Source organism: Embleya sp. NBC_00896, from assembly GCF_045207785.1.
GTDB lineage: Bacteria > Actinomycetota > Actinomycetes > Streptomycetales > Streptomycetaceae > Embleya.
In genome coordinates, this window is sequence record NZ_CP108776.1 from 65,608 (window position 1) to 88,291 (window position 22,684).

Sequence of the window (22,684 nt, forward strand, 5' to 3'; positions counted from 1 at the left end):
TCGGCTCTGCCGGGTCTTCTCGACCTGCCCCGGCGACCTGCCGGACGCCCGGGCTGGGGCTGGGCGCTGGGGCGTGCGTCAGATGCGGAAGAGGTCGTGGGCGATGACGTACGTCGCGGCGGCGACCAGGCCGGCCCCGGGGAGGGTGAGCGCCCAGGCAACGAGGATGTTCCGTGCGATGCCCCAGCGGACTGCGGAGAAGCGCCTGGTGGCGCCGGCGCCGAGAACGCCGGCGGTGATGGTTTGCGTGGTGGAGATCGGGGCCTTCCAGATGAACGCTGTCGCGTACAGCACGCTTGCGGCGGTGACCTCGGCGGCGAACCCGCGGGGCGGGTCGAGGTGCACGATGCGGCGGCCGAGGGTGCGGATGATGCGCCAGCCGCCCGCGTAGGTTCCGGCGGCCATGGCGATGGCGACGGAGAAGATGACCCATTCAGGGACGTCGAAGCCGTCCTGATAGCCGACGGTGACCATCGCGAGGACGATGACACCCATGGTCTTCTGGGCATCCTGGAGGCCGTGGCCGAGTCCCATCGCGGCCGCCGAGGCGGTCTGGGCGATCTTGAACCGCCGGTGGGTGGCCTTGGGCTGGGAGCGCCGGAACAGCCACAGGATGGCGACCATGAGCAGGTAGGCGATCGCGAATCCGATCAGCGGAGACAGCAGCATCGGGATGACGACCTTGTCGACCAGCCCATTCCACTTCACTCCGCTGGAGGCGCCGAGCGCCGCGCCGACCAGGCCGCCGATAAGGGCGTGGGACGACGACGTCGGCAGGCCCAGGCGCCAGGTGACCAGGTTCCAGGCGATGGCGCCGATGAGCGCCGCGAAGACGATGAGCAGTCCCCCGCGGCCGGTGGGGGTGTCGATGATGTCGGAGCCGACGGTCTTGGCCACCCCGGTGCCCAGGTGGGCGCCGATGAGGTTCATGACGGCGGCCATCGCCAAGGCGGCCCTCGGGGTGAGGGCGCGAGTGGACACCGACGTGGCGATCGCGTTGGCCGCGTCGTGGAAGCCGTTGGTGAAGTCGAAGGACAGCGCAACCATGACGATCACGATCACCGCAGCAAGGTCCACGGGGTTCCTTCACCAACTTGGCGGTGTGGCTCGGCCGACCTTCTTGTTGGGCGAATGTCTATCATGAATTGTGGTGTGGATCACTTCACCACGGTTCGTTCGGTCGGCCCGTCGAGGAGGGCGTGTGGCGATGCCGTGGCATCCGGAGGCTCCGGCGGCCGCGCCGGTGCTGAGCCGGGGCATGCACATGCATCCGCGCGATGGGGCGTGCTTGATGGAGTACGTCAGCCTGTTGGCGGGGGCGCCGTTCAGCGACACGCCCGCCTGCACGGACCGCTTGGTCGCCCTGGTGGCGATTCTGGCCAATGACAACGTGGAGGCTCCGCGCCGGGGCGAGTTCATCGCGTACGCGTCCGCGCTCGCATCCTGTGCGCCGCGCACCCCCGAGCAGCGAGCCGCAACGCTCGAGGCCGTTCTCGAGGTGGCAATGCGGCATTCCGGCGACGCCGGACTCGCCCGGCGGCGGCGCCATGCCGAGAGGCGGCGGACCCGCTTGGCCGGTCGTCCCGCGCGTACGGGCATGGTCGCCCGAACGGGCGCGTGCCTGTGGTTGTCCGGCCCGGCTCGGCGTTGTCTGGAGTACGCCGTCGCCGTCGTGGCGGAACTGCCCGCCGATCGCCGCGACGCGACGCTGCTCGCCATACTCGAAGCCGCCATCGCCCCGGATCCAGGGACACGGGCAACGGTCTCGGGGAGGACGCACGGGACCGCGAACCGCGTCCCCGGCTCGGCTTCGTCATCGGCTTCCGGCTCATCCCCGCAGCACACGCAGCCTGCGTACGGGCGCCCGGACACAGACGAGGCACCGGCCGATGTGACCGGCACCCGCACCGTGTAGCGGGAGTTGCTCAGAACCACGTCAGCACAACGCGCGGCATGTCCGTTCCGGGCGATCGGCAAGCCCACGTGCGGCTACCGAGGTCCGCGGTAACCCCGCGACTGGTGCGCGTCGTCGGCTGCGAGTGCGTTCTCCCGTAGCCCAGTTTTTTCGGCATCCCGCCGAGAACCGGTGCTTTTGCTGTCAGCCGCACGCACTTCTCGCATCTCGGGGGAGCCTCAGCCCACCAGTCGATCATCGGCGACATGCCCGGATACCTGCCGAGACCGGCGATACCCATGAACACGGGGAAGCCCGACCGGTTGGTCTCCCCGGTATCAATGCGGGTGCCATCGGGCGTTCAACCCGATGGGGAGGCCGTGCGTCAGTAGTGCGCCGACGAGCGCCGCGGCGTGCCGCCGCGCACAGTGCGGGTCGGAGCCGACGACATCACCGCGGGCGCGCCGGTCACGGGCAGGATTTCCAGGTCGCACGGACAGGAGAGTTACGGGAGTGTTGCGGCGTGGCCGGCGCGTACGGCGTCAACGGCGGCTTGGTGAAGTGCGCGGGCCTGGGTTTCGAGGCGGCAGGCCCGTGGGCTGCCGGTCATGGTGAACCATTCGGAAGCACCGGTGTATTGGACCGCGACGTGGGCGCGTCCGCCGACCCAGGTCGTGTGGACGGTCAGGTCCCCGGCGACGACCCCGGCTTCGTCGGTCCTCACGCCTCCGGTTCCCGTGTAGACGCCGGGGCTGGTCCACGCCGCCCACTCCACGCCGTCACTCTCGGGTGGGCCGGCCGTCATGGGGCCTCCCCCCTGCGGCGACGCCGGGTAGTGGAAGACCACCGACAAGGCCATGACCACGGAGCGCGCGACCGAAAGCAGCGGCCGCCGGCGTTGAACAGAACGGTCACAATCTCGCGTTCCCTTCGTAACGTCCCCCTCGGCGCACGTCACTCGTCGGTTCACGGCAGTCGAGCCGGGCGGTCGGCTGCGGCCTGGGGCGCTCTTCACTATGTATGACGAAGACGAAGGTGCGTCCCGCGGCCGTCGCGCAACCCATTTTGGATGGGACCACGCAGCTCCAAGTGCCAAATGCCGGGCCCTCGATCAACTGCGACCCGACGACCGTGTCACCTCCCCCACAGTGCGAGAGAGCCTTCGGTCTCCATTGTCCTCCGAGCGGTGCGGCGCGCACCTACAACGCTGCGTCGGCCGGCCCTGGTGACTTGATCGATGGTGCCTGCTGGTCCGACCCCGGCCGCGCTCGACCGGCCGGAAGCCCGAGCGCGCCGGGCAGCCCCTCACGACGCGGACCTGCGTCAGGCAACTTCCGGAGGCGGCGCGCCGACGATTGCGTCCCAGCGGCGGCGAGCGCCGAGCCCGCCCCGACCAATGCCAATCCCCACTCACTCATGAGGCGGCATCCTTCCAGTCGGCACGGGCCCCACGGCAAGACACGAGATTCCGCCTCGCTGCGGCGGATCCGGTAGGCGACGGCGATCAGCAGCGGCCGGAGGTCCTCGAACCCTCGTTACGGGTCACGTCAGCCCTTCCGTCAAGTCGCCGGCTTACTCGTCCTGGAGAACCGCGAGTTCGTCCACCACCTTCGTCTCGTGGTCCACCCGAGCAGACGTCACGACGATGAATCGTTCGGGGTTAAACAGTCGGGGCGGTTCCGTGTGTCCCTGCGGGCGCGCCGACCCGGCGTATTTCACGACGGCCGCGCAACTGCGCCGGGGTGATGATCGTGTAGCGCTTGACCTGGTAGAGCGTCCTGCGATGGTTCAACCTGCGCTCGACGATGTCGAGCCCGTACTGCTCTTGGCCGCTGCGCCCGTAGAAGTGGACGCCGAGATTGTGTCGGCGACTCACGAGCTCTGCCGCCACACGCTCGAAGACCCCAGGATCCAGTTGTTCCAGGGGCAACACCGGCGGATTGGGCAGTGGCGGCGGGAGATGCCCTGTCTGCGTCCGCCGAGTCAGTCGAGCCCCCTCGCGCTCGGACGTCTTCGTCGTGCACCAGGGGTGCGGTCGCCTTGGTCCCGGCCGGAGAGGGTGGTCCGTGCCCGGCGCGTCGCCCGCGTGTGGCGAAAGGGTTTGTCTCGTTCGGGAACAGCGCGCGCCGGGGCGGGTGTCGGTTGCAGGGTGGGCGGGCGGCCTTCGTGGGGTCCTCATATATCCGCCTCGTGCGTGGCTGTGCGGGCTGTGCCCCGCGACGGAGGTGAACCGGTATTGCCCACCAGGCCGCCGACACGATGGGCGGCGGCGACTCCGCCCGCGGCTGCGCGACGGCCTGACCGCGATTCGCGACATGGCCGCCGTGCGCGACTTCCTCGACTGCGCACGTTAAAGGCCGTCGGGCCGGAGTGACCGTCTCGCATCACGTTGTCGACCACCTGCGGATGCGGCCCTGATCAACAAGTGCAGGATCCGTGCACTGGCCCGCCACGTCAGTCGGCCGGGGCGGAGCGTTGACCACCGCCGATGTCGGAGGCCGCTGCCACACTGCGCCATGCCCGTCACGCTCACCTGCGCGCGCTGCGGCCGGATCTTCTCGGTCCCACCATCGGTCCGTCGCACGTACTGCTCGACCGCCTGTTTCCGTATCGGCCAGACGGAGGCCACGGACTGGATCAGCCGGGAGTGCGAACAGTGCGGCGGCGCCTTCCGGCTCCGGGGCAAGGAAGCGGTCAAGCGCCCGGCGCGGTTTTGCTCGGTCACCTGCGCCGTGGCCGCGAAGCGGCAACCTCCGCGCCAATGCGCGCAGTGCGGAGGCGACTTCGTCCCCAAGAACCCCGGGGCCGCCTCGGATGACTCCATCGTTGGGCGGTACTGCTCGAGGCGGTGCTCGGGGCTGGCGCACCGCAACCGGACGAGGCAGGCCTGCCGCCACTGCCGCACCGAGTTCGAGATCAAAGCCTCCCGGGCGGACACCGGCCGCGGCCGGTATTGCTCGAAGGACTGCTACACCGCGGCGTTCACCGTCGGGGGGGGTGTGCCGGACGTGCGGTACGGCCTTCCAGGCGCCGTTGAGCGTCGTCGCACGCGGGTGGGGCACCTACTGCTCGCGGAAGTGCATCGCACGCCAAGTCCGGCGCGCGTGTGCGCAATGCGGCGCCGCGTTCACCGCCAAGCTGTCGGTGGTCGGCGGCGGTGGTGCCAGGTACTGCAGCAACGCCTGCCGTCACCTGGGGCGTCGCAACCGCGTCGAGCGGCCATGCACCGAATGCGGCCAGGTGTTCAGCATGCCCGCGTCCGCCGCTGCCCGGGGTCGGCGCACCTGCTCGCGCGCCTGTTGGGCCCGCCGACTCGCCCAGGACCCGCACATGCGCGCCGTCCTCGCCGCCGCGCGCCACGCGATGCTCACCACGCGAACCGAGACCCGGCCGGAGCGGATCCTGTACGCGCTCCTCGACCGACTCGTCCCCGACCTCGCCCCGGGCACCGCCTGGGCGCGGCAACTGCGACTCCTGGACCGGTGGACGGTCGACGCCGCCATCCCCGATCTGCGGCTGGTCTTCCAAGCCGACGGCGACTACTGGCACGGACTCCACGAGAGGGACCGCCGAGACCCCCGTGTCGCCGCGAACATGGCCAACGACGCCTACCAGGACCGCAAACTCACCGAAGCAGGCTGGCAGGTGCTGCGCTTTTGGGAGACCGACCTGATCAGGCGCCTGTCCGACTGCGCGGACCGCCTCACCCGGGCCATCGACACCCGCCGGCACCAACTCGCCGGCGGACCGCCGCCGCGTCACCGCCTCCGACGCCGGGTCGTCGCGGGGCAACGTGTCTACGAACGGCAGATCCTCGCAGCCGGATCCCGCCGCGCCCCGGTTCCCGAGCTGCACGGCACCGGGAATCCGCGCACCGAACCGACCTCCGACGGAATGGTCCGAGCTTGAGCCCCTCGTCCGGGAGCGAATCCGAGGCACGGGACGCCGAGAGTGCCCCGCCCTCGCGGTAGGGGCGCAGCCGGCCGCTCAAAACCGGTGGATTTCTGATTATTGTCCGAAGTATTCTTTCCCGCACGATCATGACAACCGAATAGGGGTGCCGATGGCCGAGGAGAGCGAGAACAGCGGTGCAGCCGAGAACTGGGGGACTTTCTCCCGGTTCAAGCGGTTCGAGCCGCAGGAAATCCGGAAGAAGTATCTCGCGACCCCCGGGGCGAGTGATCTCCGATTCGCGGGATCATTCACCCCCGCACTGGTGCCGATATGGAATCGGACGTCCTCCGGCGTGTGGGTCCCCGAGGGCGTCGGACGGCATTCCCCGCTGGACGGCATGATCACCTACATCACGGCCGAAGAGATTGCCGGCTTCAGCGTTCCCTTCGAGCGTGTCCTGGAGGAACTGCAGGGGCTGACCGTCGAGACGGTGCTCGGGTTCGTCGCGGGACTCCTGAATGAGCTCCAGGTCTTCTCCCGGGACGAGGTGGACCGCAAGTACGCCGAACTGTGATTCAAGGGCCAGGGTCTCGTGCGCGTGAACAACCTGCTCGGCGACCGCGAGCACCGACGCGGCCTCGTCGCACCGCCGGTCCTGCTGGTGCTGCTGAAGCTGGCGCTCAAGTACTCCGGGGACAGCCTCCTGCCCCACGTGAAGCCGGGGGATGTCGTGCTGGCCATGCTGGTCGTCGCCCAGCACATCGGCAGCCACCTCGGCGGCGACGGCATCGCGACGGTCATCGACGACGCGCCCGGGCCGCTCGGGCGTGACCTCATCGCGAACCAGCTGTTTCACGGCTCGTACTCCGCGGCCCACGTCATGGGGCGCTTCGTGCGCAGGTGGCACGAACTACCGGTGGAGATGGCCGGACAACGCGACGTCTGCGACCTGCCGGGCACGTACGAGGACGCGACCGGTGTCCCGCTCGCCGACCTCACCCTGGTCGGCACGGGACTGTGGGCATCCGCCCATCAGGGCAGATGGGTCGTCCCCCCGGAGTACTTCACGACCACCGACCTCACCCCCGAGCACCTGGAGCGCGTGCTCGCACTGATCGCGACGGACGTTCCAAGGTTGCGGGCCGACGTGCGGGCGGAGACAAGCCCGACGGAGTGGTCGTTCGAGATGTTCCGCCGTTCCCCGGTGGTCCGCCTCGCAGACGGCAGGCTCCTCGTCCTCGACCAGGAGCTGCTGATCGACAGGGTCTTCGGGTGGTGGCCGATGCTCGACATCAAGAAGCCACCGAACGGGCGCCCCGCGGACAAGGCGCGGTCGGACGCGGCGGAGGGCTGTCTGCGGCACCTGACGGAGGTGGCCGTCACCGAGGTGCTGTCCGCGATCGCCGGCACCGGCACGGCGCGCCGCATGTACGGGGACGCCGAACTGCGCGCTGCCTTTCCCGGCCAGGGCCAGAAGATCACGGACGCCGCCATCGACTACGGCGACGCCTGGGTCCTCGTCGAGGTGACCGCGGTGCGTCTGCGGCAGAACTCCGTGAACGCCGCATCGGAACAGGCCCAGATCGACGACATGGACAAGCTCGTCAAAAAGGCCCGCCAGATCGATGCCACGATTCGCGCACTGAAGAATCGCGAGAATCGGCTCACCGGAGTGAAGCCCGCCCACCGGAAAACCTTCTACCCCGTGTTGGTGATGGCGGAGGGTTTTCCCGCGAATCCGGTGACGTTGACGGTGCTGCGGGAGCGCGTGAGGAGGCCGGCCTTCTCACCGGCGCGGGAATCACGCCGCTGGAAATCCTCGACGCGGAAGAGGTCGAGATGATCGAGGCACTTCAGGAAACGGGCGGGCCAGGGCTGCGCGACATCCTCGAGGGGAAGAGAAACGCCGACCTCTACCGGGCCAGCGTCCGCGACATTTCGCGCACGCAGCGGTTCCACCGACCCGCTCCGCCCCACGAGGAGTTCGAGCCCGACCCGGGAATGCTGCTGCGGACCGATCTGGGCAGCGACCTGCCCGAGCAGACCCCGGAGGAACACCGCGATCCCCGCCCGGCTTGGTAGGCCCCACCACGACCTCGTCGGCGTCCCCCGCCCCTCAGCCTTGAGAGCCGGCCTTCAATCCGACCCGAACGACCGAAGGAGAGGTCCACATCCCCGCCCACGCGAGCGGCTCGTGCGCCAAGAGGAACCGCCGCGGCAAGAGACCTTGGTGGGGGTGGCGCAAGGCCTCAACCGGGACGAGCCCGCGTCCGCTGCGGAGGAGACCGCGTCGGTCGTGCTGGTCGCAGAGGTCCTCGGCAGGACACGCCGGGTCCACATGACCCTCTCCGGCGAGGACCACGACTGGGCGGTCATCGCCTGTCAACGCAAGGTGCCGTTCACCGTCACCGGCATGTTGGGCTTCGAACGCCGGGCGCGCGGCTGACGGACGTCGACGTCGACGCCGGCTCCCTGCGCCACACCCTCGGCCTGGAGCACCCGCCGAACGACACCGGGACCGGCTGGGTCCTGTCCGGTCGATCATGTGCCGGATCCGGGCCCGAGTCGTTGATACGACCATGGGACGGGTGATCTGAGTGACGCCGAGTGGGAACGGCGGGCCGTTCTTGAGATGGCCTGAGATGAATTGACGAGATCCTGCATGGAACAGGTCCGGGAGCGTGGGAAGAACCCGTGACCTCTTGCAGCGAAGGTGGAGCGATTCTCAGTGAAGGCTGGTGAGGCAATTCTTCTCATCGACGGTTAAGCGCTCTGGTCAGAGCGCTGCGTCGTGGACCGAAGAAAGGAGCGCCACGCCCCGGCCATGGGCGCCAGGGTGGAACCGTGCTTTTCCTGCGGCGTGGCCAAGTCACGGACGAAGATGAGTAGATGGCGTTCCATCACGCAAGAGCTTGGCCGACACGCGAGGCTGCCGGCCGTCCTGGTGTTCCGGGTGGCTGCCCTGGGTGCCGTCGGCCGCTGACAGAAGAGGGGGAGGAAGCATGACGCAGCAGGAGCGCTGGGGGCACTGGCGGCCTCAGTTTCGCTCGGGGGAATCGGTCCGCCTGATCCGTGCCTGGTATCGGCGCGTGGAGTGCCCTGCCTGCAACGCGGCCGCCGGCCGCGCCTGCCGCTCTCCCTCCGGCTACTCCACCAGCCACCACCGAGTCCGACGAGATGCTGCCGGACAGCCCCCGTACGAGGAATGGAGCAAGCAGGGGCTTATCCCGGAGAACAAGCGCATGCCTGTCCCCGCCGTGCTCGATGCCAGCCGCGCAGCCCAGGACGAGTTCGGGATCGACGAGTCTCTTGGCGACGCCGTGGCGGTCGTCCGTCACATCCTGGCCGACCTGCCCGGCATTGCTTTGGGCGACGACACCACACTCGACCGGCTCGATGACGCAATACGTGCTCTGGTCCTGGCGCGCGGGCCTGAGGGGAGTGCGGATGTGATCACCGTCCTTACCTCTCAGGTGGCCACGCTCACCCTCCGCCTTGCGGGGCCAGATGGTGACCCCGCTGCGCTGTTGACAACCTTGATCCGCTCGCAGGTCGACCACGTACGCCGGCAGCGGCATGCTGAGCTGCGTGTGCGCGTCCGGGAGACATGACGGCGTCGGCCGGCATGGGCTTCGGTTCTCGTGCTGGGGACCGCCGGGTTTGATTCGACTGGAAAACGGCGCAAACCGTCGGTCACCAGCCTCCGGTGAGAATCGCTCGACCTTCGCTGCAAGAGATCAACCCGGTAGCCATCTCCAGCGCAGGTGACCGGCCGACTCGTTGCGGAATCCGATATCTGAGGATATGGAGCCCCATTGAAGTTGACCATTGATTGCAATGCGCAGGGTCGAGACCTCATCGTGCACGACGACCCGGCGAACGACCCGGTCGACGACAAGGTGATCTCGCACTTCTCTTCCGCCGCCCTCGCCGGTGGCACCGCGCGCCCCCAACTCAAGGCCGTCGCCCGCTAATCCGGGGGGTTGACGAGCCTGTTGGAGCCGGTGTAAACCTTCCTTTGCCATTGGAGACCCGCCGTTCCTTCGAACGAGCGGGTTTTCCGTTTTCTCGCAGGGGTGGGGAATCACTGCATGTCACGTTTTCACGTGAAGAGGATTGCCGCGTTGGGGATCGCGAGCGGGGCCGTCCTGGCCGGTGCGATGGGCCTGAGCGGAACGGCTTCTGCGGCGGGTGGGATCACGATCACGCCGTCCACGGCCACGGTCGTGCCGGGGGGTGCGAACGTCAAACTCACCATCACGGCGACGGAGCCGTTCGATGTGAGTTTCAGCGGAACCGGCAGCAGGTCTTTCGGCTGGTCGGTGCCTCACGACGTCTGCGAGTGGGACGAGGTCGTATCCTCGCGGCTCACGTGTACTCCCGGTGCGGACGGCAAGGTTGTCTTCCCGGTGGGTACCGAGGAGGGCAAAGAAGGCGAGAAGGTCACTTTCACCGCCAAGGCCGTCAAGGGCCATGCCAAGGCGACTGCCGAACTGACCTATGGAAAGCCGGTCAACGAGGCCGATCTCCAGATCCGGAACCCCACGTCGTTCACGTACCTCAACCCGGGTGGCGAACTGGGTAAGGATTTCGCCATCGAATACTGGGACGGGCACAACAAGAAGGCCGATGCCACGATAACCGTCACCGCGGTCAAGGGGTTCAAGTTCTCCAAGGCGCCCGAGGGTTGCAGGCTGGACGGCGCGGGGTTGGTGGTCACCTGTGCCAAGACCGGCGTCGAGGGCGGTATGCCGAGTTGGCTGATCGGCTTCAAGGGCACGATTTCCGGCAACGAGCAGATCCTCGAAAGCCGGATCACCGGCCCGATGCCCGACAGTGAACCGGAGAACAACGTCGACCGCACGGTGTACTCGAACCGTGTCGACCCGACCGGGCCGAGCGCCAAGCCCACCGAGGTGAAGCCGACGGGCAAGCCCGCCACGGGCCGGCCGAACGTGAGCAAGCCGACGAAGCGCCCCGAACTGGCCGAGACCGGAGCGGACGACGACAACAACACCATGGTGATCGGCGGAGCCGCCGCCGCCCTCGTGGCGGTCGGCGCCGGTGGGGTGCTCCTCGCCCGCAAGCGCCGTGGAACGCACCAGGCGTAACCGCGACACGTCGTAACACGAACCGCCGTCGGGCCACGCGGCCCGGTGGCGGTTCCGTGCGTCAGCCGTCAGGCGCCGAGGAAGACCCCGTCACAGGTTCGGTTCGCCCGAACAGGACGGCCGCCCGAACACACAGGTCAACCAGCCGTCGATCCGGACACCGAACCCCCGGGCCGAAGCGATACCCCAGGCCGGAAGAGAACCGGCGTCGGCAGGAGCAGTCGCGCAGGACCTTCCGGTTCCTGTGGGAGAAGACGTGCTCGACACGGGCCCGAACCCGACGCTGGTCGCGGTTGTGCCCCTCCCTTCCAGGCCACGAGCTCGATCCGCACGGCGATGCGGGATCAGGGCGCCGGTTCCCCAATCGGCACCGTCCGCCGAAACCGAGGCGTCGCCCTCACGTCCGGCGAATCGCCAGGCGAGCCAATCCGTTCAAGACATCGTTCGAGCTCGGAAGGCAACGAGCATGCCCGGCCCAGAGCCGTTCCAACCCCATGGCCCGGCGTAGGTCCTTCGCGCGGCCCAACGCGCGTTGCATCCGGATGAGGTCCGCGCGATCCGGTATCCGGATCTCGAGGCCATCGGGGCCGGTGACGGTTACGGCACGGTCGAGGACCTCCCGCAGATCCACTCCGCCCCATGGCAACGACGGTGTGCAGCAGTCCCCACTTGCCCGCGGGGACTCGAAGGCGACCTTGGGGCGCAGGAGTACCTCCGGTTCGAACGGCGCAGCGAACGCCCCGTCGTCGCCACGGAGTCTGCAACCGGCAGCGACGAACGCTGCCCCGAGTGCGCCGGCTCGATTGGGATCCGCATCGGGACCGGATCGAAGCCCGAGTCGCGAACCCCATCGGCGCTGGGTCGGCGGACCTGCGCCGGACCGGCTTCGCCCCCCGTCGGCCGGGAAGTCTACTTCACGGTGACCACCGACGCCCCACGGCCCTTTCGGCCCGGAGCGACGGGGCCGATCCGGAACGGCCGTTCTCTTGCGCGCTCGTCCGGCGAGCGTCGGGGTTCGCGGTCGTCACTCGATCAGGGCCGACATCACCATCCACGGCACCACGGACAGCGCCAAGCCGGCGAACCACCACGGCCACCTGCCATCCCGCGACGAGAGCGCCCCGTACGTCCCCACCCCGCCGGCGATCAGCGCACCCACCACGGGCAACCACAACGCCAACGGCGTGAACCACCCGGACTCGCACTGAAACGTCTTGTCGTAGTCGCAGTGCCCCGTGGACATCATGCTCCCGAACACGACCGCCCAACCGGACAGGACACACCAGAGCCACAACACCACCACCGACACCGCCCGCACGACCCTGCTCCCCGTGCCCCGAACCCGAGTCCCGCCCGTCACCGTCGTCATGCCCGCGAACCTATGGACGTCGTCCCCCGAGCACCCGGGCGCACGTACTCATCGAGGTACTCGACCTGGTACTCACCCCAAAGCCCTTCGCCAGTGGTGTCGAGCGCGAGCGTGGGCAGCGAGTACGCGGCGACGATTGAGCGGGCCGCAACTCGTCGCGCCGGGATGTCCTCCCGTGACGGAACCCAGAACGTGCCGGCCCGTGGGTGGAACTGGTTCGCCCCGGCCCGTCCCGCTCGACGAAGGCTGACCGGCGACGGTTGTGCCCCGCCGGCCCGCGGTTCGGCGTCCCGATACCGCCCGGACCCGTTCCGCCTCCTGTTCGGATGGTCGACCCTCTCCACAGTGGCCCGATCTGCCGACCAGGGTGACGACATCGATCACACCCGACTCCCACACATCCGCAATCGGGCACGGAGCGGCACGGCGTTCCGACCGGCCCGGTTCGGCACCGGTCGAGGATCTCGCCTATGGGCAGGCTTCGGCGACCGTCTCGGCGCCGCCCCGGCCACGGTGACCAGGAGATCACGTCACCCTTCAAGCGCTGCACAGGACGAGATCAATGCCTGCCTGGCCGCGTCATCCGAGCGCGCGTTCAGCATGGCGTGAGTCGGATGCCTGCGCTGACGTCCGCACTGTCGCGCGACCCACGAACCAGTCCTTCTCCAAACTTTGGCAGGTCTCACGAAACGTTCGGGCGGCCTGCGCCTGCGGCTTTGGTCGCGTTCGGCGGGTGTGGCCGGTCGATGCCTGGCACGCTGAGTGCTCTGTCCGGGAGTTGGAGGGCGTGGGGGAGCGTCGGGCGTGCGTTGGTGGTGGGGATCGGGCGTTTCGACGCGGACGGTGTCCCGGACTCACCGCTGCGGCTGGCCGACGCGCCGGCCATCATCGCGAACGTCGCGGCGCTGGTGGTCCTGGGCAAGGCAGTGGGCGACACCTGGACGATCCACCTCGACGAGGGATGGGTCCAAGACGTGCCTTGCGGATCACCTGATCGTCGGATGGTGTGTGGGGTCGAGTGATGTGCAGTGGGCTCGGATCGAGCCGTTGTTGCCGAACCGGGCGCCGCGGCGGGGCGGGCAGTGGCGGGGCGGCGGTGGCGGGCATGGCGGCGGCTGGCGACGAGCGCCGGCCGGGACCGGTGGACCGGGTGCGGGAGTGCCCGATGAAGTACGGCTGATGTGCTCGGCTCCGGGTCACTGCGGCGGATTCGTCTCGAGGCTGCGACGATCTGCCCGTGCATGAGTTCGTCGAGGTTCTGAGGCAGGAGTTCCGGGCCGACGAGGGGAGCTTCCTTCTTGGGCTTCGTGGTGATCTGGAGTGGGAGCGGGCTGCCTTCACTCGTCTGGAGCGGGCGATGCGGGCCGCGTGCGAGCGGTATCGCTCCGCGCCGAAGTACATACGAGGCCGCATCCGGACGGCCTCGTGATGGTCCTCGATCACCCGGATCCGGCTCGCGTCACAACGGGGCTCCTCACGATCCTCCATGCCGCCAATCCTCCCGCACAGACCGGCCGTTGGGGCCATCGCCGGTTTCGGCGTCCGGGTGCCCGGAGACGACGATGGCGGGGCACTGCACACGCAGGAGGCCTCCGACGCGCGCCGTCGGCGGAGCTGCGACCGACCTCAGGCACCCGACCTGTTGAAGCGGCGGGACGGACATCGGGTCCACGTCCGGACCGACCTGTGAGCTCCGCGCAACGCGGGGCCGAACCGAGACACCCCGAAGGCGGCCGTTGGCGGCGCAGTGGTGGGCGCGGGCGCGAGGTTCGAGAGCGTCGGACTCCGTCGCGGCCTGTGAGGGAGCGGGGAAACGCGTGTCATCGGTATCGGTGAGGTCGTTGGGGCGTTAGGCGTTCCGCATGGTGACAGTGAGGGGCTTCATCCCTGCTTCGACTCCTGCGGCATGCTTCGTCCATGAGTAGAGACGCCGATATCATCGTGCTCGCCCATGACGCCGAGGCCGTCATGGAACCCCTGACGCGGCCGGACGACACGCGGACCTGGCCGGGGTTCTTCAAGCCCGTCGACTACGGGGACTTCTACCGGGGCCTCCGGCAGCACGACCCGGGCGCGCCGAGCAGTTACTGCTACATGTGGATCATCAACTTCGGGCGTCCCACGTGGCACAGCCTGTTGCCCCATCTGGAAACGCTGCCGTGGCCACGTCCGGAGTCGGTGCAGGTCTTGGTCCGCGACGAGGAGGACGACTGCTTCGGCCTGTGGATGATGTACGACGGACGCCTGACCGAGGTCCCCCTCCCGCGCACCGAACGAAAGAACTTCGCCGGCCCGCCCCCGGGTGTGCTGCTCCGCAGCGACCGCTGATAGGCGATGGCCGAAGTCGCAGCGGAACCGACATCCAGAGTCGCGCGTCGGGCATGTCGCCGCGCCGAGCCGCGGCAATTTCGATGGAGAGGATCCGCCGTCGCCGTCGCCGTAGGGTCGATCGGTATGGGGACAGTTGAGCCCGGTGAGGGCGTCAGGGCACGTGCCGAGGCTGGCGACGCGACCGCGATCCACGTCCTGGTCGAACGGGCCGCCGCCCGGGGCGAGTTCGACCCGCACGGTCGTGGTTGGGCCGGCTCGGGTGCCGCGAGGATCCGCGCGAGTTGGTGAGTGTCGCGGCCGACATCTGGGCCTGGTGCGCCTTGGGGAGGCTGCCGCCACAGGTTCGCCGATCCCCACAAGTTCTTCGGTGAGGACGAGGGATCCGCCGCCTTCACCGTGGCTTCCCCCGACAACGATGCGGCGACCGAGGCGCTGAGACGCGCCGCCGCGGTGTTCATGCGTGTGGTCGACACGGATGCATCCTGTCCTGGGAGGCCATCGAGGACGACATCGACCCGAACCACCCCGGCGACCACGGCACGTGGCTGCACAGCGCCAGCTACGTCTCCGACGTCCAACTCACCCCCTCCGGTGGTCACCGCCGTCCAACATCCGCCGTGTCTGGGTGGCGACGGCGGTGTGAGCGGGCCTGTCGGGGTTCGTCGGGTCGCACTTCCTGGCCGACCGCGTCGACCGGGACCCGGTCCGCCGCGCCGACAACGACTGCCTCCGGATCGCGGACGAAATCTGGGTCTTCGGCGAGATCTCCGGCGGAGTCTTCCTCGAAATCCGGTACGCACTGACCCTGGGCAAGCTTCTCGCTCTCCACGTGGGTCGACGAGATCCGCGAGATCTCACCCGAGGAACCTCACTGGAGAGCGAGGCCAAGTCCACCGTCGACCTGCCGGAGACGAGCCTGCGCGAAGTCATCATCGCGGCCGCGCAGAAGGGCCGGTGAAACGGGCTCCGGCGGATGATTTCACCGACCCCATCCACGGGTGGCAAACATTGCTCGTCCTCCGCCGTTTTCATCCGCGTCCCGCTCCGGGAAAGAGCCGTGAAGACGGAGCCAGGGCTTCGACCGGCGCGATCCGGACGGCCGGCCGAGGTCCTCGTCGTCGCTCCCACACCTGATCCGCGTCAGCCCGGCCGTGTCAGCCCGCCGCGCGGGATATTTCGCCGGCACGGTCCAGTGGCGCCCGACTAGGGTCGCCGCATGACGACTCCGATTCCGGGATGGGCCCACCGTGACGCGCGTGGGGTGTGTCCGCATCTTGCCGTGGACGACGCGTCGTTCCTGCGGGTCTTTCATCCGGGCAGGCGCACGTTCGACTACGTCTGCAAGCTCTGCGCGGAGCGCGCGACCGCGGAGGGGAACCGTGGGGCCGCGGGCCTCGCCTTCGCCTCGGCCGAGGTCGTCGAGCGCCTGGAACGCGACGGCTTCTGGGAAGGGGTCGTGGGATTCCCCGAGGCGATCGACGGTCCGGACCGGCTCGCGCTCCTGCGCCGTCCCGCAGATGTTCGCCTCGACGGCTTTCGGGCCGTGGTCCCGGTCGTCGATGCTCCGGGCGAGCGCTGGATCGTCGCGTGCGACGGCGTGTTGCTGGAACTGGACGGTCGTACGGGACGCACACGGGAGATCGCCGCGATCCCCCTGGACTCGCACGGCAAGGGCGCGAACCGCGAACTCGTCGTCGCCACCGACCGCGCCGGAAGTTTCGTCGCCGTCGCACAGGCGAAGGGTCGACAGGGCGCGGTGCTCGAGACCGCGTCCGGGCGGGTCACGATGCGACTCGACCGCGGCGACTATCACGAGGACGCCTGCGAGTTCCCCGTCGCCTTCGCCGACGTCGCCGGACGCACGGTGCTGGTGCACGCCACCGCGTGGAATCGGCTCGACTGTTCCGACCCGTCGACGGGCGCCGATCTCACCGAACGCGAGTCCCCGAGCCACCGGCGCGAGACTCCCGCCGACGAGCACTACCTCGACTACTTCTTCTGTGGTCTGAGCGTCTCGCCCGCAGGACGCCGCATCGTGTCGGACGGATGGATGTGGTCTCCGTGCGGCGTCCTCGCGGTGTGGGACCTCCAAGCGTGGCTGACCGTCAACCCCTGGGAGTCCGAGGACGGCCCCACCCGCCGTGAACTCGCCCCCAGACTCGAGGCCTGGGACGCCCCCCGGGTCTGGCTCGACGACCGGCGGCTCGCGATATGGGGATTCGGCGTGGACGAGGAACTGCACGACGGTGTACGCGTCTACGACGCGGAAACCGGGGCCGAGACCGATTGGTTCCCGGGACCGGTCGCGAACCTCGCCGCCGACGGCACCCTTGTCTACTCCCTCCAACCCCACCTGGCCGTCTACGAGATCGCCACCGGCCTGCGACTCCTCGTCGAACCGGACTTCGCGGCCCGGGCCCGCCATCCCCGCACCGGACGCCTGCTCGCGATCGACGACACCGGACGCGTCGAGTTCGCCGAGGTGACCGACACCCGGTAGACACCGTGGCCTCCCGCGGATCGTGGCGTGCCGGTTCGCCGGGCTGTCGGCGGGCCATCGGCACGAGCTTCTCGGCGTGATCGCTGCCGTGACCGAAGCGGAACCCCACTGCCGGGGCGGTGCGTTCATCGAGCGCTTTCCGGACGCGTGATCGGCGAAGAGGTGGGAGAGGTCGCCGAAGCCTGCCAAGGCGTCATCGGCGCGAACCCGAGGAAAGGTGTTTCGCACACACTGCCGCACGTTGGGACCGAGTTGTGCGATGTCATCGTGGCCGTCGCCGTCGCGCCGGCAACCGTCACCCCCGAACGCGGAAGCGGTGTTCCGCGCCCGTATCGACCGCCTCGTGAAACGCGACCTGTCGTCGGCCCATCGACAGGCTCGACGGCCCCAATGAAGGCGGCAAATCCCGTGGACAGCGTCGGGATACTGCCGTCATGGCCGTCACCCAGCAACTTGCCCGAGTATCGGCGGAATACCTCGCCGCCTGCCGTCAGTCGGCCGAAGAATCACCCGACGGAGATCATCACTGGGATCCGCCGTCCGAGGACTGGCTGGATCTGGACTGGGCACCCTCCATGCTGGAGCGTGCCTGCGAATTGACGCGACTGGACGCTGTCCGCCTGGAGGCCCTCAAGCGCGCGACCGACGGCGACAGCGACATCGATCTGGGCTTCCTCAACGCAGACCCGCATGCGATCGCCTTCTTCAGCAACTCCACCGCGACGGCCCTGTGTCCGGACGCAGTCGTCCAGGTGTCGGCACTGCTCGAAGAGATCGACATGCACGCGATCCTCCGGTCGGTCCTGAACAGCGGCACGGAATCCGAGCTCGGCTACGGGTTTATCGGCGATCCTACGGAGTACCTGCTTGGCCACTTCGGTGCGCTCCGTGACTTCTACACGCAGGCGGCCCGGAGGGGCCTTCTCGTCGTGCTGTGGTGGGACTGACCCAGTACGCCGCCTCGACCAGCCGACAGCAGTGACCGGGACGGCCGGCTCCTGCCGGCGGGCAGAGCCTCGGGAATTACGTGACTACAGCCCTGGAATGAGGCCGCCGACCGGTCGCGGGAGGCGGCGGGCGCCCTGAGGCGACACAAGGAGTCGGAGCGACCCGCAGGTCGGTCCCCGAGAGGCGGCGACGTCCGCGGTCGGCGGATGTCACCACGACCGATGGGTGGACGTCATATGTCGTCGGGGACGGCCAGATGGATGCTGCCTTTGCCACCGAGAAGGCGGTCGCCGGGCGCGACGACGATCGACGCGCCGTCGGGCAGGACGATGCGGTGCAGCGGGTCGGGGCGGAACTGGAGGTCGCCGTCGTAGGGGATCGTCCCGCCGTGGTCCAGTACCCACGCCAGGAGTGCGGTGTCGTCTTCGGGGACGTGTACGGCTCGAGGTCTTCCGGGGCGTCGTCGGGTAACGGGGCGGGGGTGCCGTCGATGCCGGGGACGTGGGCGAGGTGCCGGCCGGCGACCTCGAACACGTCCCGATGGACGACGTAGCGGCCGCGCATGTCCGCGACCAGGTACTGCTCGACCAGTTCGGCAAGCACCGCGGCGTACGGTGCGGCATCGCCGGCGGGCGGGTGGTCGCGCAGGTGCGCGCGCAGCGCGGCCATGCCGCGGCGCATCACCGCGTCGCGTTGCGCGCCTTCGTCGGCACGGGCGCTCATCTCGCGTCTGAACTCGTCAAGGCATTCCCGGGTGTGGAAGACGGTGACGGCGCCGGAGGGTCCGGCGCTGATGACACTCTGCGTGCCCGGCTCGGCAGAAGCATGGCACTTGCCGCATTCCTCGATGGTCCGTGGGGGTTCGGGCCGTTGGTCGTAGCCGTCGCCGTCGTCGTCGTGCACGTGCCTGCCTTTCGGTCCCTCGTCGATCCGGCCCTCCGCGGGGAAGCACGAGGGCCCCTGTCCTGGGGCAGGGGCCCGGTGCCGGGAGCCGCACGCCGGAGGGTCACCCCTCGGGCATGCGGGCGGAGGCGCCCGGCGACGCAGGACACCGGACCTCTACCGGGCCGTAAACGGTAGACCTCGGACCTTCCGGCGAGCGAAGACCTGTCGAGCGCATGACAACAGAAGCCACCGCGAAACTGGCGGTACTGATCGACGCCGACAACGCCAACCCCGGAGCGATTCCGGAGCTGCTGGCCGAGGTTGCCAAGTTCGGGACCGCCCACGTCAAACGCGCCTACGGCGACTGGACCGGAACGCGACTCAAGGGCTGGAAGGACCACCTGCTCGACCAGTCGATCCAGCCGGTTCAGCAGTTCGCCTACACCACCGGCAAGAACGCCACCGACGCCGCCATGATCATCGACGCGATGGACCTGCTGTATTCGGGGCGCTTCGACGGGTTCTGCATCGTTTCCAGCGACAGCGACCTCACTCGGCTCGCGGCTCGCATCCGTGAGTCCGGCCTGACCGTATACGGATTCGGCGAACGCAAGACTCCGCAGCCGTTCGTTGCGGCGTGCGACAAGTTCATCCACACCGAGAATCTCAAGAGCGTCACCGCCCCCATCGAGACGAAGCCGACCTCTCGGGCCACGGCGCCCCGGCTGAAGGGCGACACCGCCCTGGTCAACCTGCTTCGTCGCGCCGTGGAAGCAGCCTCCGACGACGACGGCTGGGCCCGCCTCGCGACCGTCGGTCACATCATCACGAAGCAACGCCCCGACTTCGACTCCCGCTCCTACGGCTACCCCAAGCTCAGTGACCTCATTTCCGCGACCACCCTGTTCGAGGTGGACCGCCGCGGTTCCGGCGGCGGAAAGTCGCCCGTCATCTACGCCCGCGACAAACGCCCGCTCGGCGGCGACCCCAGGCAGGCAACGACAGGGGGATGAGCCTCGGCAGACGGTCGGGGTGAGCTCGCTCGGGGGCGGCAGGGCGGTCCGGCCGGCTTCGTCGACCGTGCCCGGGAGCGCGAGTTCGGCCAGGGCGCGGTCGTAGCGGTCGGGGTCCCGTCGGGCGTGCGCGGGTCGGGAGATCTCCAGGACACGGCCCGCGTGTTGCTCTTGCTGTACGGCGCGGTAGAGCGATGGCAGGGTGTTCGTGGTCGGCGACGGCAGGGCCTCGTCCGGGTGTTCCCGTATCCAGTGGTGCAGGGCCTTCACGTTCCCGCCCAGGTCCGACAGGCGCGCCCACAACTCGTCCGTGACGGTGAAGGAGTGCCGCCGCGGGGCGGGTTCCGCCCGGCCGGACTCGCGGGCGATCGCCAGCCGACGTCACACGGTGCGCGGCGACACCCCGGCCGCGGCGGCGGCGATCCGCACGTGGACCGTCTCCACCGTCCCGGTCTCGTCCAGGACCAGAAGACGGGGCCCACCACCAACCGGCGTGTCAGGGCACGGTCTTGTGACACGGACGCGGGTGACGACGCTTGCGCGGCAGCGGCGGACGGCGGCGGCGTGCGGGACCTGCCCGGAGCCGAAGACACCAGCGGCGGAGACGACTGGGCACTCATACCGCCGGCACATCCTGCGACCGCGCCGAGCGACACAGGAGTGTGCATCCCCACGACAGCCAGGCCACGCATGTGCCGGGCCACGACAGCAGTTCGGTCACCCCACGACAGCCGGCGAAACCCCCTGCCAGCCCGACAAAACCCAGCTCAACAAAGGGGAAGCCAGAACCGGAACCGCTGACACCAACCCCGCTGACACCACCCCACACACTCACAGAAGAACTGGCGCATTCCCGCCAGCCAGGCTGCGCGGCGGGCGGGCGAGGAAGGCTTCCAGGTCGGCGGTGGTGGCGCTCGCCCAGGTGGTGTGGCTGACCCACAGCCGGTTCGGCACCCGGGCGGTGAAGTCGCGTCGCACGAGGTCGGGGGCGAGGTCCGCCGCCGGGTCGCGGCGGGTGAAGCCCTTGGGCCGCCGATTCAGGCCGATGCCTTGCAGGCCTGCCTCGCGCATCAGGCGTTCCACCCGTTTGCGGCCCACGCGCACGCCTTCGCGGGCGAGGGTGGCGTGCACGCGCGGGGAGCCGTAGGTGTGGTCGGATCCGGCGTGGATCGCGGTGATTCGCGCGGTGAGTTCCAGGTCGAACCTGCCTCGTTCGCAGGGGACTTCGGCTGCTCGGCGCCAGCGGTAGTAGGTGGAGGCGGGGATGTGGAGTTCCCTGAGGACGGGCTCGGCCCCGAGGTCCTTGTGCTCGTCGAGGAACGTCAGGACCTGCGCAGGGTCGGGTCGAGCTCCCGGGCGAAAAAAGCGGAGGCGGCCTTGAGGATCTCGTTCGCCCGTCGCAGTTCCCGGTTCTCGCGTCGCAGCGCGGCGAGTTCCTCCTTCTCGGCGGTGGTCGCCGCCTCGCGTTCGCCGTGGTCGGCCTGGTCCTGGCGGATCCAGTTCCGCAGGGCCTCGGGATGGACGCCCAGGTCGTCGGCCATCCGGCGGATCACGGGCTTGGGTTCCGCGGCGCGATACATCGCCACGGCACGCTGCCGCAACTCGGGCGGGTACTTTTCGGAGCGGGCATGTCGATGGCTCCCTTCTCATGGCCCATCAGGCCACGGAATGTCACCTTCCGCATTTCGGGGGAACCTCAGTTTTCAATCCGCCTGTTGGTATGGGAGTGGCCGTCAGACATGAGCGTCGGCGTGTGCGGCCATGGCCGACGTTCTTTTCCGGGATTTCGGAATGCGAGCAACCGATGTCAATCCTTCAGGCCTATGAGTCCCCAGCCGCGCTGGGCCGCTTCCGCAACCACTTCGCCCCAGCTGCAGACCATGTCGTCGAACTACTCGAAGCGGTCGATAAAGCCGCTCGAGACGTGGGCGGTGAAGGGTCCGCGTAGGTCGGCAAGGAGCGGTGCCGCGTGGTTCCATGCCCTGGCCAAGGCGGGCATTGCCTGCGGCGGTCGGGCCAGCAGCAGGTCCGAGTGCCAAGCGTAGCCGTCCCCGGCGAACAGCTTCTCCTCGACCTGCACGCCCTCGTCGTGGAGCCCGTCCCAGACCAGGCCGAAGAGCAGTTCGTCCAGCGCCTGGCGCAGGCCGGGATCGGCGTGCTCGCGGACGTCTTCCCACGCCTCACCGGTCCCCCGGTGCCGCATGTACTTGGCGAACCGGAATTCGTAGCCGGCGAACCAGGACACCTCCGTCAGCGGCGGCCACCACCCCCTGGTCACATCCTCATACTCGTCGTCCGGATATGACGCGTCGTAAAGCGATTCGAGTCGCCGCCCGATCGGAATCTCCTCAAGGTGCTTCCAATCGACAATGAGCGCCGCAATGTTCAATCCCATCCCGACAGCGTAGAGAGGGCTCCACCCCTCGCCGTCGACGGAGCAGGCCGGCGGCTTCCAAGAAATCGAACTCCCGGTGCCGTGAAACAACCTCGAAGGCCGGCGGCGGCACGCGCAGGGTGCCGGCCGTGATCCACGGGTGATGGGCACGGGGGGGGCGGCCGGGGCGGCGGCTGTGGCGCAACGCGGCGGACGGTCGGGTGCGTTCGTGGGTACCGCAACTCATGGAAATCACGACTCTGCGAGGACCCCACCCTGCTGTCTCCCCAACTTCCCGCACGCCACGCCGTCAGTCGTGGGCCCGCCCGGGACGGGTAGGCCCTCGACCCATCCCGGGCACGGCA

23 protein-coding genes and 1 pseudogene are annotated in these 22,684 nt (G+C 68.9%); 16 read left to right on the forward strand and 8 right to left on the reverse strand.

The features are described from left to right. Positions 1-78: 78 nt before the first annotated feature. On the reverse strand, positions 79-1,077 hold the full coding sequence (locus tag OG928_RS00320) for an anion permease (RefSeq protein ID WP_406277306.1): 999 nt from the start codon (positions 1,075-1,077) through the stop codon (positions 79-81). Positions 1,078-1,207: 130 nt separating this feature from the next. On the opposite strand from OG928_RS00320, the gene OG928_RS00325 reads away from it, so the two are divergent. Continuing rightward, a complete protein-coding gene (locus tag OG928_RS00325) occupies positions 1,208-1,915 on the forward strand; it encodes a hypothetical protein (protein WP_406277309.1) in 708 nt (235 codons plus the stop codon). Between the two features lie 484 nt (positions 1,916-2,399). Here the strand turns inward: OG928_RS00325 and OG928_RS00330 are convergent, their stop codons facing one another. Together OG928_RS00330 and OG928_RS00335 are read right to left on the reverse strand one after the other, a co-directional pair. Next, entirely contained in the window at positions 2,400-2,669 is a 270-nt protein-coding gene (locus tag OG928_RS00330) for a hypothetical protein (RefSeq protein ID WP_406290696.1), read from the reverse strand. An 885-nt stretch (positions 2,670-3,554) separates the two neighbouring features. Continuing rightward, the gene (locus OG928_RS00335; RefSeq protein WP_406277312.1) at positions 3,555-3,770 is read right to left on the reverse strand and encodes a hypothetical protein; all 216 of its coding nucleotides are present in this window, start codon (positions 3,768-3,770) and stop codon (positions 3,555-3,557) included. 1,373 nt (positions 3,771-5,143) lie between these two features. On the opposite strand from OG928_RS00335, the gene OG928_RS00340 reads away from it, so the two are divergent. The 8 genes from OG928_RS00340 (at position 5,144) to OG928_RS00375 (ending at position 10,899) form a co-directional block, all read left to right on the forward strand. Then, complete coding sequence (locus OG928_RS00340) at positions 5,144-5,803, forward strand: DUF559 domain-containing protein (RefSeq protein ID WP_406277315.1); 660 nt, start codon at positions 5,144-5,146, stop codon at positions 5,801-5,803. A 154-nt stretch (positions 5,804-5,957) separates the two neighbouring features. Continuing rightward, on the forward strand, positions 5,958-6,362 hold the full coding sequence (locus OG928_RS00345; protein ID WP_406277318.1) for a hypothetical protein: 405 nt from the start codon (positions 5,958-5,960) through the stop codon (positions 6,360-6,362). An 18-nt stretch (positions 6,363-6,380) separates the two neighbouring features. Next, positions 6,381-7,631, forward strand: coding sequence for a hypothetical protein (locus tag OG928_RS00350; protein WP_406277321.1), 1,251 nt, complete (start codon positions 6,381-6,383; stop codon positions 7,629-7,631). Then, complete coding sequence (locus OG928_RS00355; RefSeq protein ID WP_406277324.1) at positions 7,628-7,870, forward strand: hypothetical protein; 243 nt, start codon at positions 7,628-7,630, stop codon at positions 7,868-7,870. The genes OG928_RS00350 and OG928_RS00355 overlap by 4 nt, the downstream gene beginning before the upstream one ends. A 154-nt stretch (positions 7,871-8,024) precedes the next feature. After that, a complete protein-coding gene (locus tag OG928_RS00360) occupies positions 8,025-8,234 on the forward strand; it encodes a hypothetical protein (RefSeq protein ID WP_406277326.1) in 210 nt (69 codons plus the stop codon). A gap of 556 nt (positions 8,235-8,790) precedes the next feature. Beyond that, entirely contained in the window at positions 8,791-9,399 is a 609-nt protein-coding gene (locus tag OG928_RS00365) for a hypothetical protein (RefSeq protein ID WP_406277329.1), read from the forward strand. 204 nt (positions 9,400-9,603) lie between these two features. Next, complete coding sequence (locus tag OG928_RS00370; RefSeq protein WP_406291327.1) at positions 9,604-9,762, forward strand: hypothetical protein; 159 nt, start codon at positions 9,604-9,606, stop codon at positions 9,760-9,762. Positions 9,763-9,894: 132 nt separating this feature from the next. Beyond that, on the forward strand, positions 9,895-10,899 hold the full coding sequence (locus OG928_RS00375) for an LAETG motif-containing sortase-dependent surface protein (RefSeq protein ID WP_406277332.1): 1,005 nt from the start codon (positions 9,895-9,897) through the stop codon (positions 10,897-10,899). 1,024 nt (positions 10,900-11,923) lie between these two features. Here OG928_RS00375 and OG928_RS00380 read toward each other — a convergent pair. Further along, positions 11,924-12,268, reverse strand: coding sequence for a hypothetical protein (locus tag OG928_RS00380; RefSeq protein WP_406277335.1), 345 nt, complete (start codon positions 12,266-12,268; stop codon positions 11,924-11,926). 746 nt (positions 12,269-13,014) lie between these two features. Here OG928_RS00380 and OG928_RS00385 point away from each other — a divergent pair. The 6 genes from OG928_RS00385 to OG928_RS00410 all read left to right on the forward strand — a co-directional run bounded on the left by OG928_RS00385 (position 13,015) and on the right by OG928_RS00410 (position 18,046). After that, positions 13,015-13,290, forward strand: a complete 276-nt coding sequence (locus tag OG928_RS00385) for a hypothetical protein (protein WP_406277338.1) — start codon at positions 13,015-13,017, stop codon at positions 13,288-13,290. 895 nt (positions 13,291-14,185) lie between these two features. Continuing rightward, the gene (locus OG928_RS00390) at positions 14,186-14,596 is read left to right on the forward strand and encodes a hypothetical protein (RefSeq protein ID WP_406277341.1); all 411 of its coding nucleotides are present in this window, start codon (positions 14,186-14,188) and stop codon (positions 14,594-14,596) included. 126 nt (positions 14,597-14,722) lie between these two features. Beyond that, entirely contained in the window at positions 14,723-14,887 is a 165-nt protein-coding gene (locus tag OG928_RS00395; protein WP_406277344.1) for a hypothetical protein, read from the forward strand. Between the two features lie 541 nt (positions 14,888-15,428). Further along, positions 15,429-15,557: a hypothetical protein gene (locus tag OG928_RS00400; protein ID WP_406277347.1), complete on the forward strand. Its 129-nt coding sequence runs from the start codon at positions 15,429-15,431 to the stop codon at positions 15,555-15,557. Between the two features lie 258 nt (positions 15,558-15,815). Continuing rightward, on the forward strand, positions 15,816-17,099 hold the full coding sequence (locus tag OG928_RS00405; protein ID WP_406277349.1) for a hypothetical protein: 1,284 nt from the start codon (positions 15,816-15,818) through the stop codon (positions 17,097-17,099). Positions 17,100-17,533: 434 nt separating this feature from the next. Then, a complete protein-coding gene (locus OG928_RS00410) occupies positions 17,534-18,046 on the forward strand; it encodes a DUF1877 domain-containing protein (RefSeq protein ID WP_406277352.1) in 513 nt (170 codons plus the stop codon). A 76-nt stretch (positions 18,047-18,122) separates the two neighbouring features. On the opposite strand, the gene OG928_RS00415 is transcribed toward OG928_RS00410, so the two are convergent. Next, entirely contained in the window at positions 18,123-18,950 is an 828-nt protein-coding gene (locus OG928_RS00415; RefSeq protein WP_406277355.1) for a hypothetical protein, read from the reverse strand. A 215-nt stretch (positions 18,951-19,165) separates the two neighbouring features. Between OG928_RS00415 and OG928_RS00420 the strand changes: the two genes are divergently transcribed. Beyond that, on the forward strand, positions 19,166-19,945 hold the full coding sequence (locus OG928_RS00420) for an NYN domain-containing protein (RefSeq protein ID WP_406277358.1): 780 nt from the start codon (positions 19,166-19,168) through the stop codon (positions 19,943-19,945). A gap of 831 nt (positions 19,946-20,776) precedes the next feature. Here the strand turns inward: OG928_RS00420 and OG928_RS00425 are convergent. The 3 genes and pseudogenes from OG928_RS00425 to OG928_RS00435 form a co-directional block, all read right to left on the reverse strand. After that, a complete protein-coding gene (locus OG928_RS00425; RefSeq protein WP_406290697.1) occupies positions 20,777-21,271 on the reverse strand; it encodes an IS3 family transposase in 495 nt (164 codons plus the stop codon). Next, a pseudogene (locus tag OG928_RS00430) lies at positions 21,268-21,558 on the reverse strand (transposase); the annotation flags it as partial. The pseudogene OG928_RS00430 and the gene OG928_RS00425, both read right to left, overlap by 4 nt. Positions 21,559-21,836: 278 nt before the next feature. Then, positions 21,837-22,340 carry a hypothetical protein gene (locus OG928_RS00435; protein WP_406277361.1) on the reverse strand — a complete coding sequence of 168 codons (504 nt, stop codon included), beginning with the start codon at positions 22,338-22,340 and terminating at the stop codon, positions 21,837-21,839. Positions 22,341-22,684: the final 344 nt, after the last annotated feature.

What these genes read in the sequence shown, in the direction of transcription:
- OG928_RS00345 (WP_406277318.1), top strand. Translation starts at nt 5,958, where the DNA reads ATGGCCGAGGAGAGCGAGAACAGCGGTGCAGCCGAGAACTGGGGGACT.
- OG928_RS00390 (WP_406277341.1), top strand. Translation starts at nt 14,186, where the DNA reads ATGAGTAGAGACGCCGATATCATCGTGCTCGCCCATGACGCCGAGGCC.
- OG928_RS00355 (WP_406277324.1), top strand. Translation starts at nt 7,628, where the DNA reads ATGATCGAGGCACTTCAGGAAACGGGCGGGCCAGGGCTGCGCGACATC.
- OG928_RS00435 (WP_406277361.1), bottom strand. Translation starts at nt 22,340, where the DNA reads ATGGGATTGAACATTGCGGCGCTCATTGTCGATTGGAAGCACCTTGAG.
- OG928_RS00410 (WP_406277352.1), top strand. Translation starts at nt 17,534, where the DNA reads ATGGCCGTCACCCAGCAACTTGCCCGAGTATCGGCGGAATACCTCGCC.
- OG928_RS00340 (WP_406277315.1), top strand. Translation starts at nt 5,144, where the DNA reads ATGCCCGCGTCCGCCGCTGCCCGGGGTCGGCGCACCTGCTCGCGCGCC.
- OG928_RS00380 (WP_406277335.1), bottom strand. Translation starts at nt 12,268, where the DNA reads ATGACGACGGTGACGGGCGGGACTCGGGTTCGGGGCACGGGGAGCAGG.
- OG928_RS00395 (WP_406277344.1), top strand. Translation starts at nt 14,723, where the DNA reads ATGGGGACAGTTGAGCCCGGTGAGGGCGTCAGGGCACGTGCCGAGGCT.
- OG928_RS00405 (WP_406277349.1), top strand. Translation starts at nt 15,816, where the DNA reads ATGACGACTCCGATTCCGGGATGGGCCCACCGTGACGCGCGTGGGGTG.
- OG928_RS00420 (WP_406277358.1), top strand. Translation starts at nt 19,166, where the DNA reads ATGACAACAGAAGCCACCGCGAAACTGGCGGTACTGATCGACGCCGAC.
- OG928_RS00325 (WP_406277309.1), top strand. Translation starts at nt 1,208, where the DNA reads ATGCCGTGGCATCCGGAGGCTCCGGCGGCCGCGCCGGTGCTGAGCCGG.
- OG928_RS00365 (WP_406277329.1), top strand. Translation starts at nt 8,791, where the DNA reads ATGACGCAGCAGGAGCGCTGGGGGCACTGGCGGCCTCAGTTTCGCTCG.
- OG928_RS00385 (WP_406277338.1), top strand. Translation starts at nt 13,015, where the DNA reads ATGCCTGGCACGCTGAGTGCTCTGTCCGGGAGTTGGAGGGCGTGGGGG.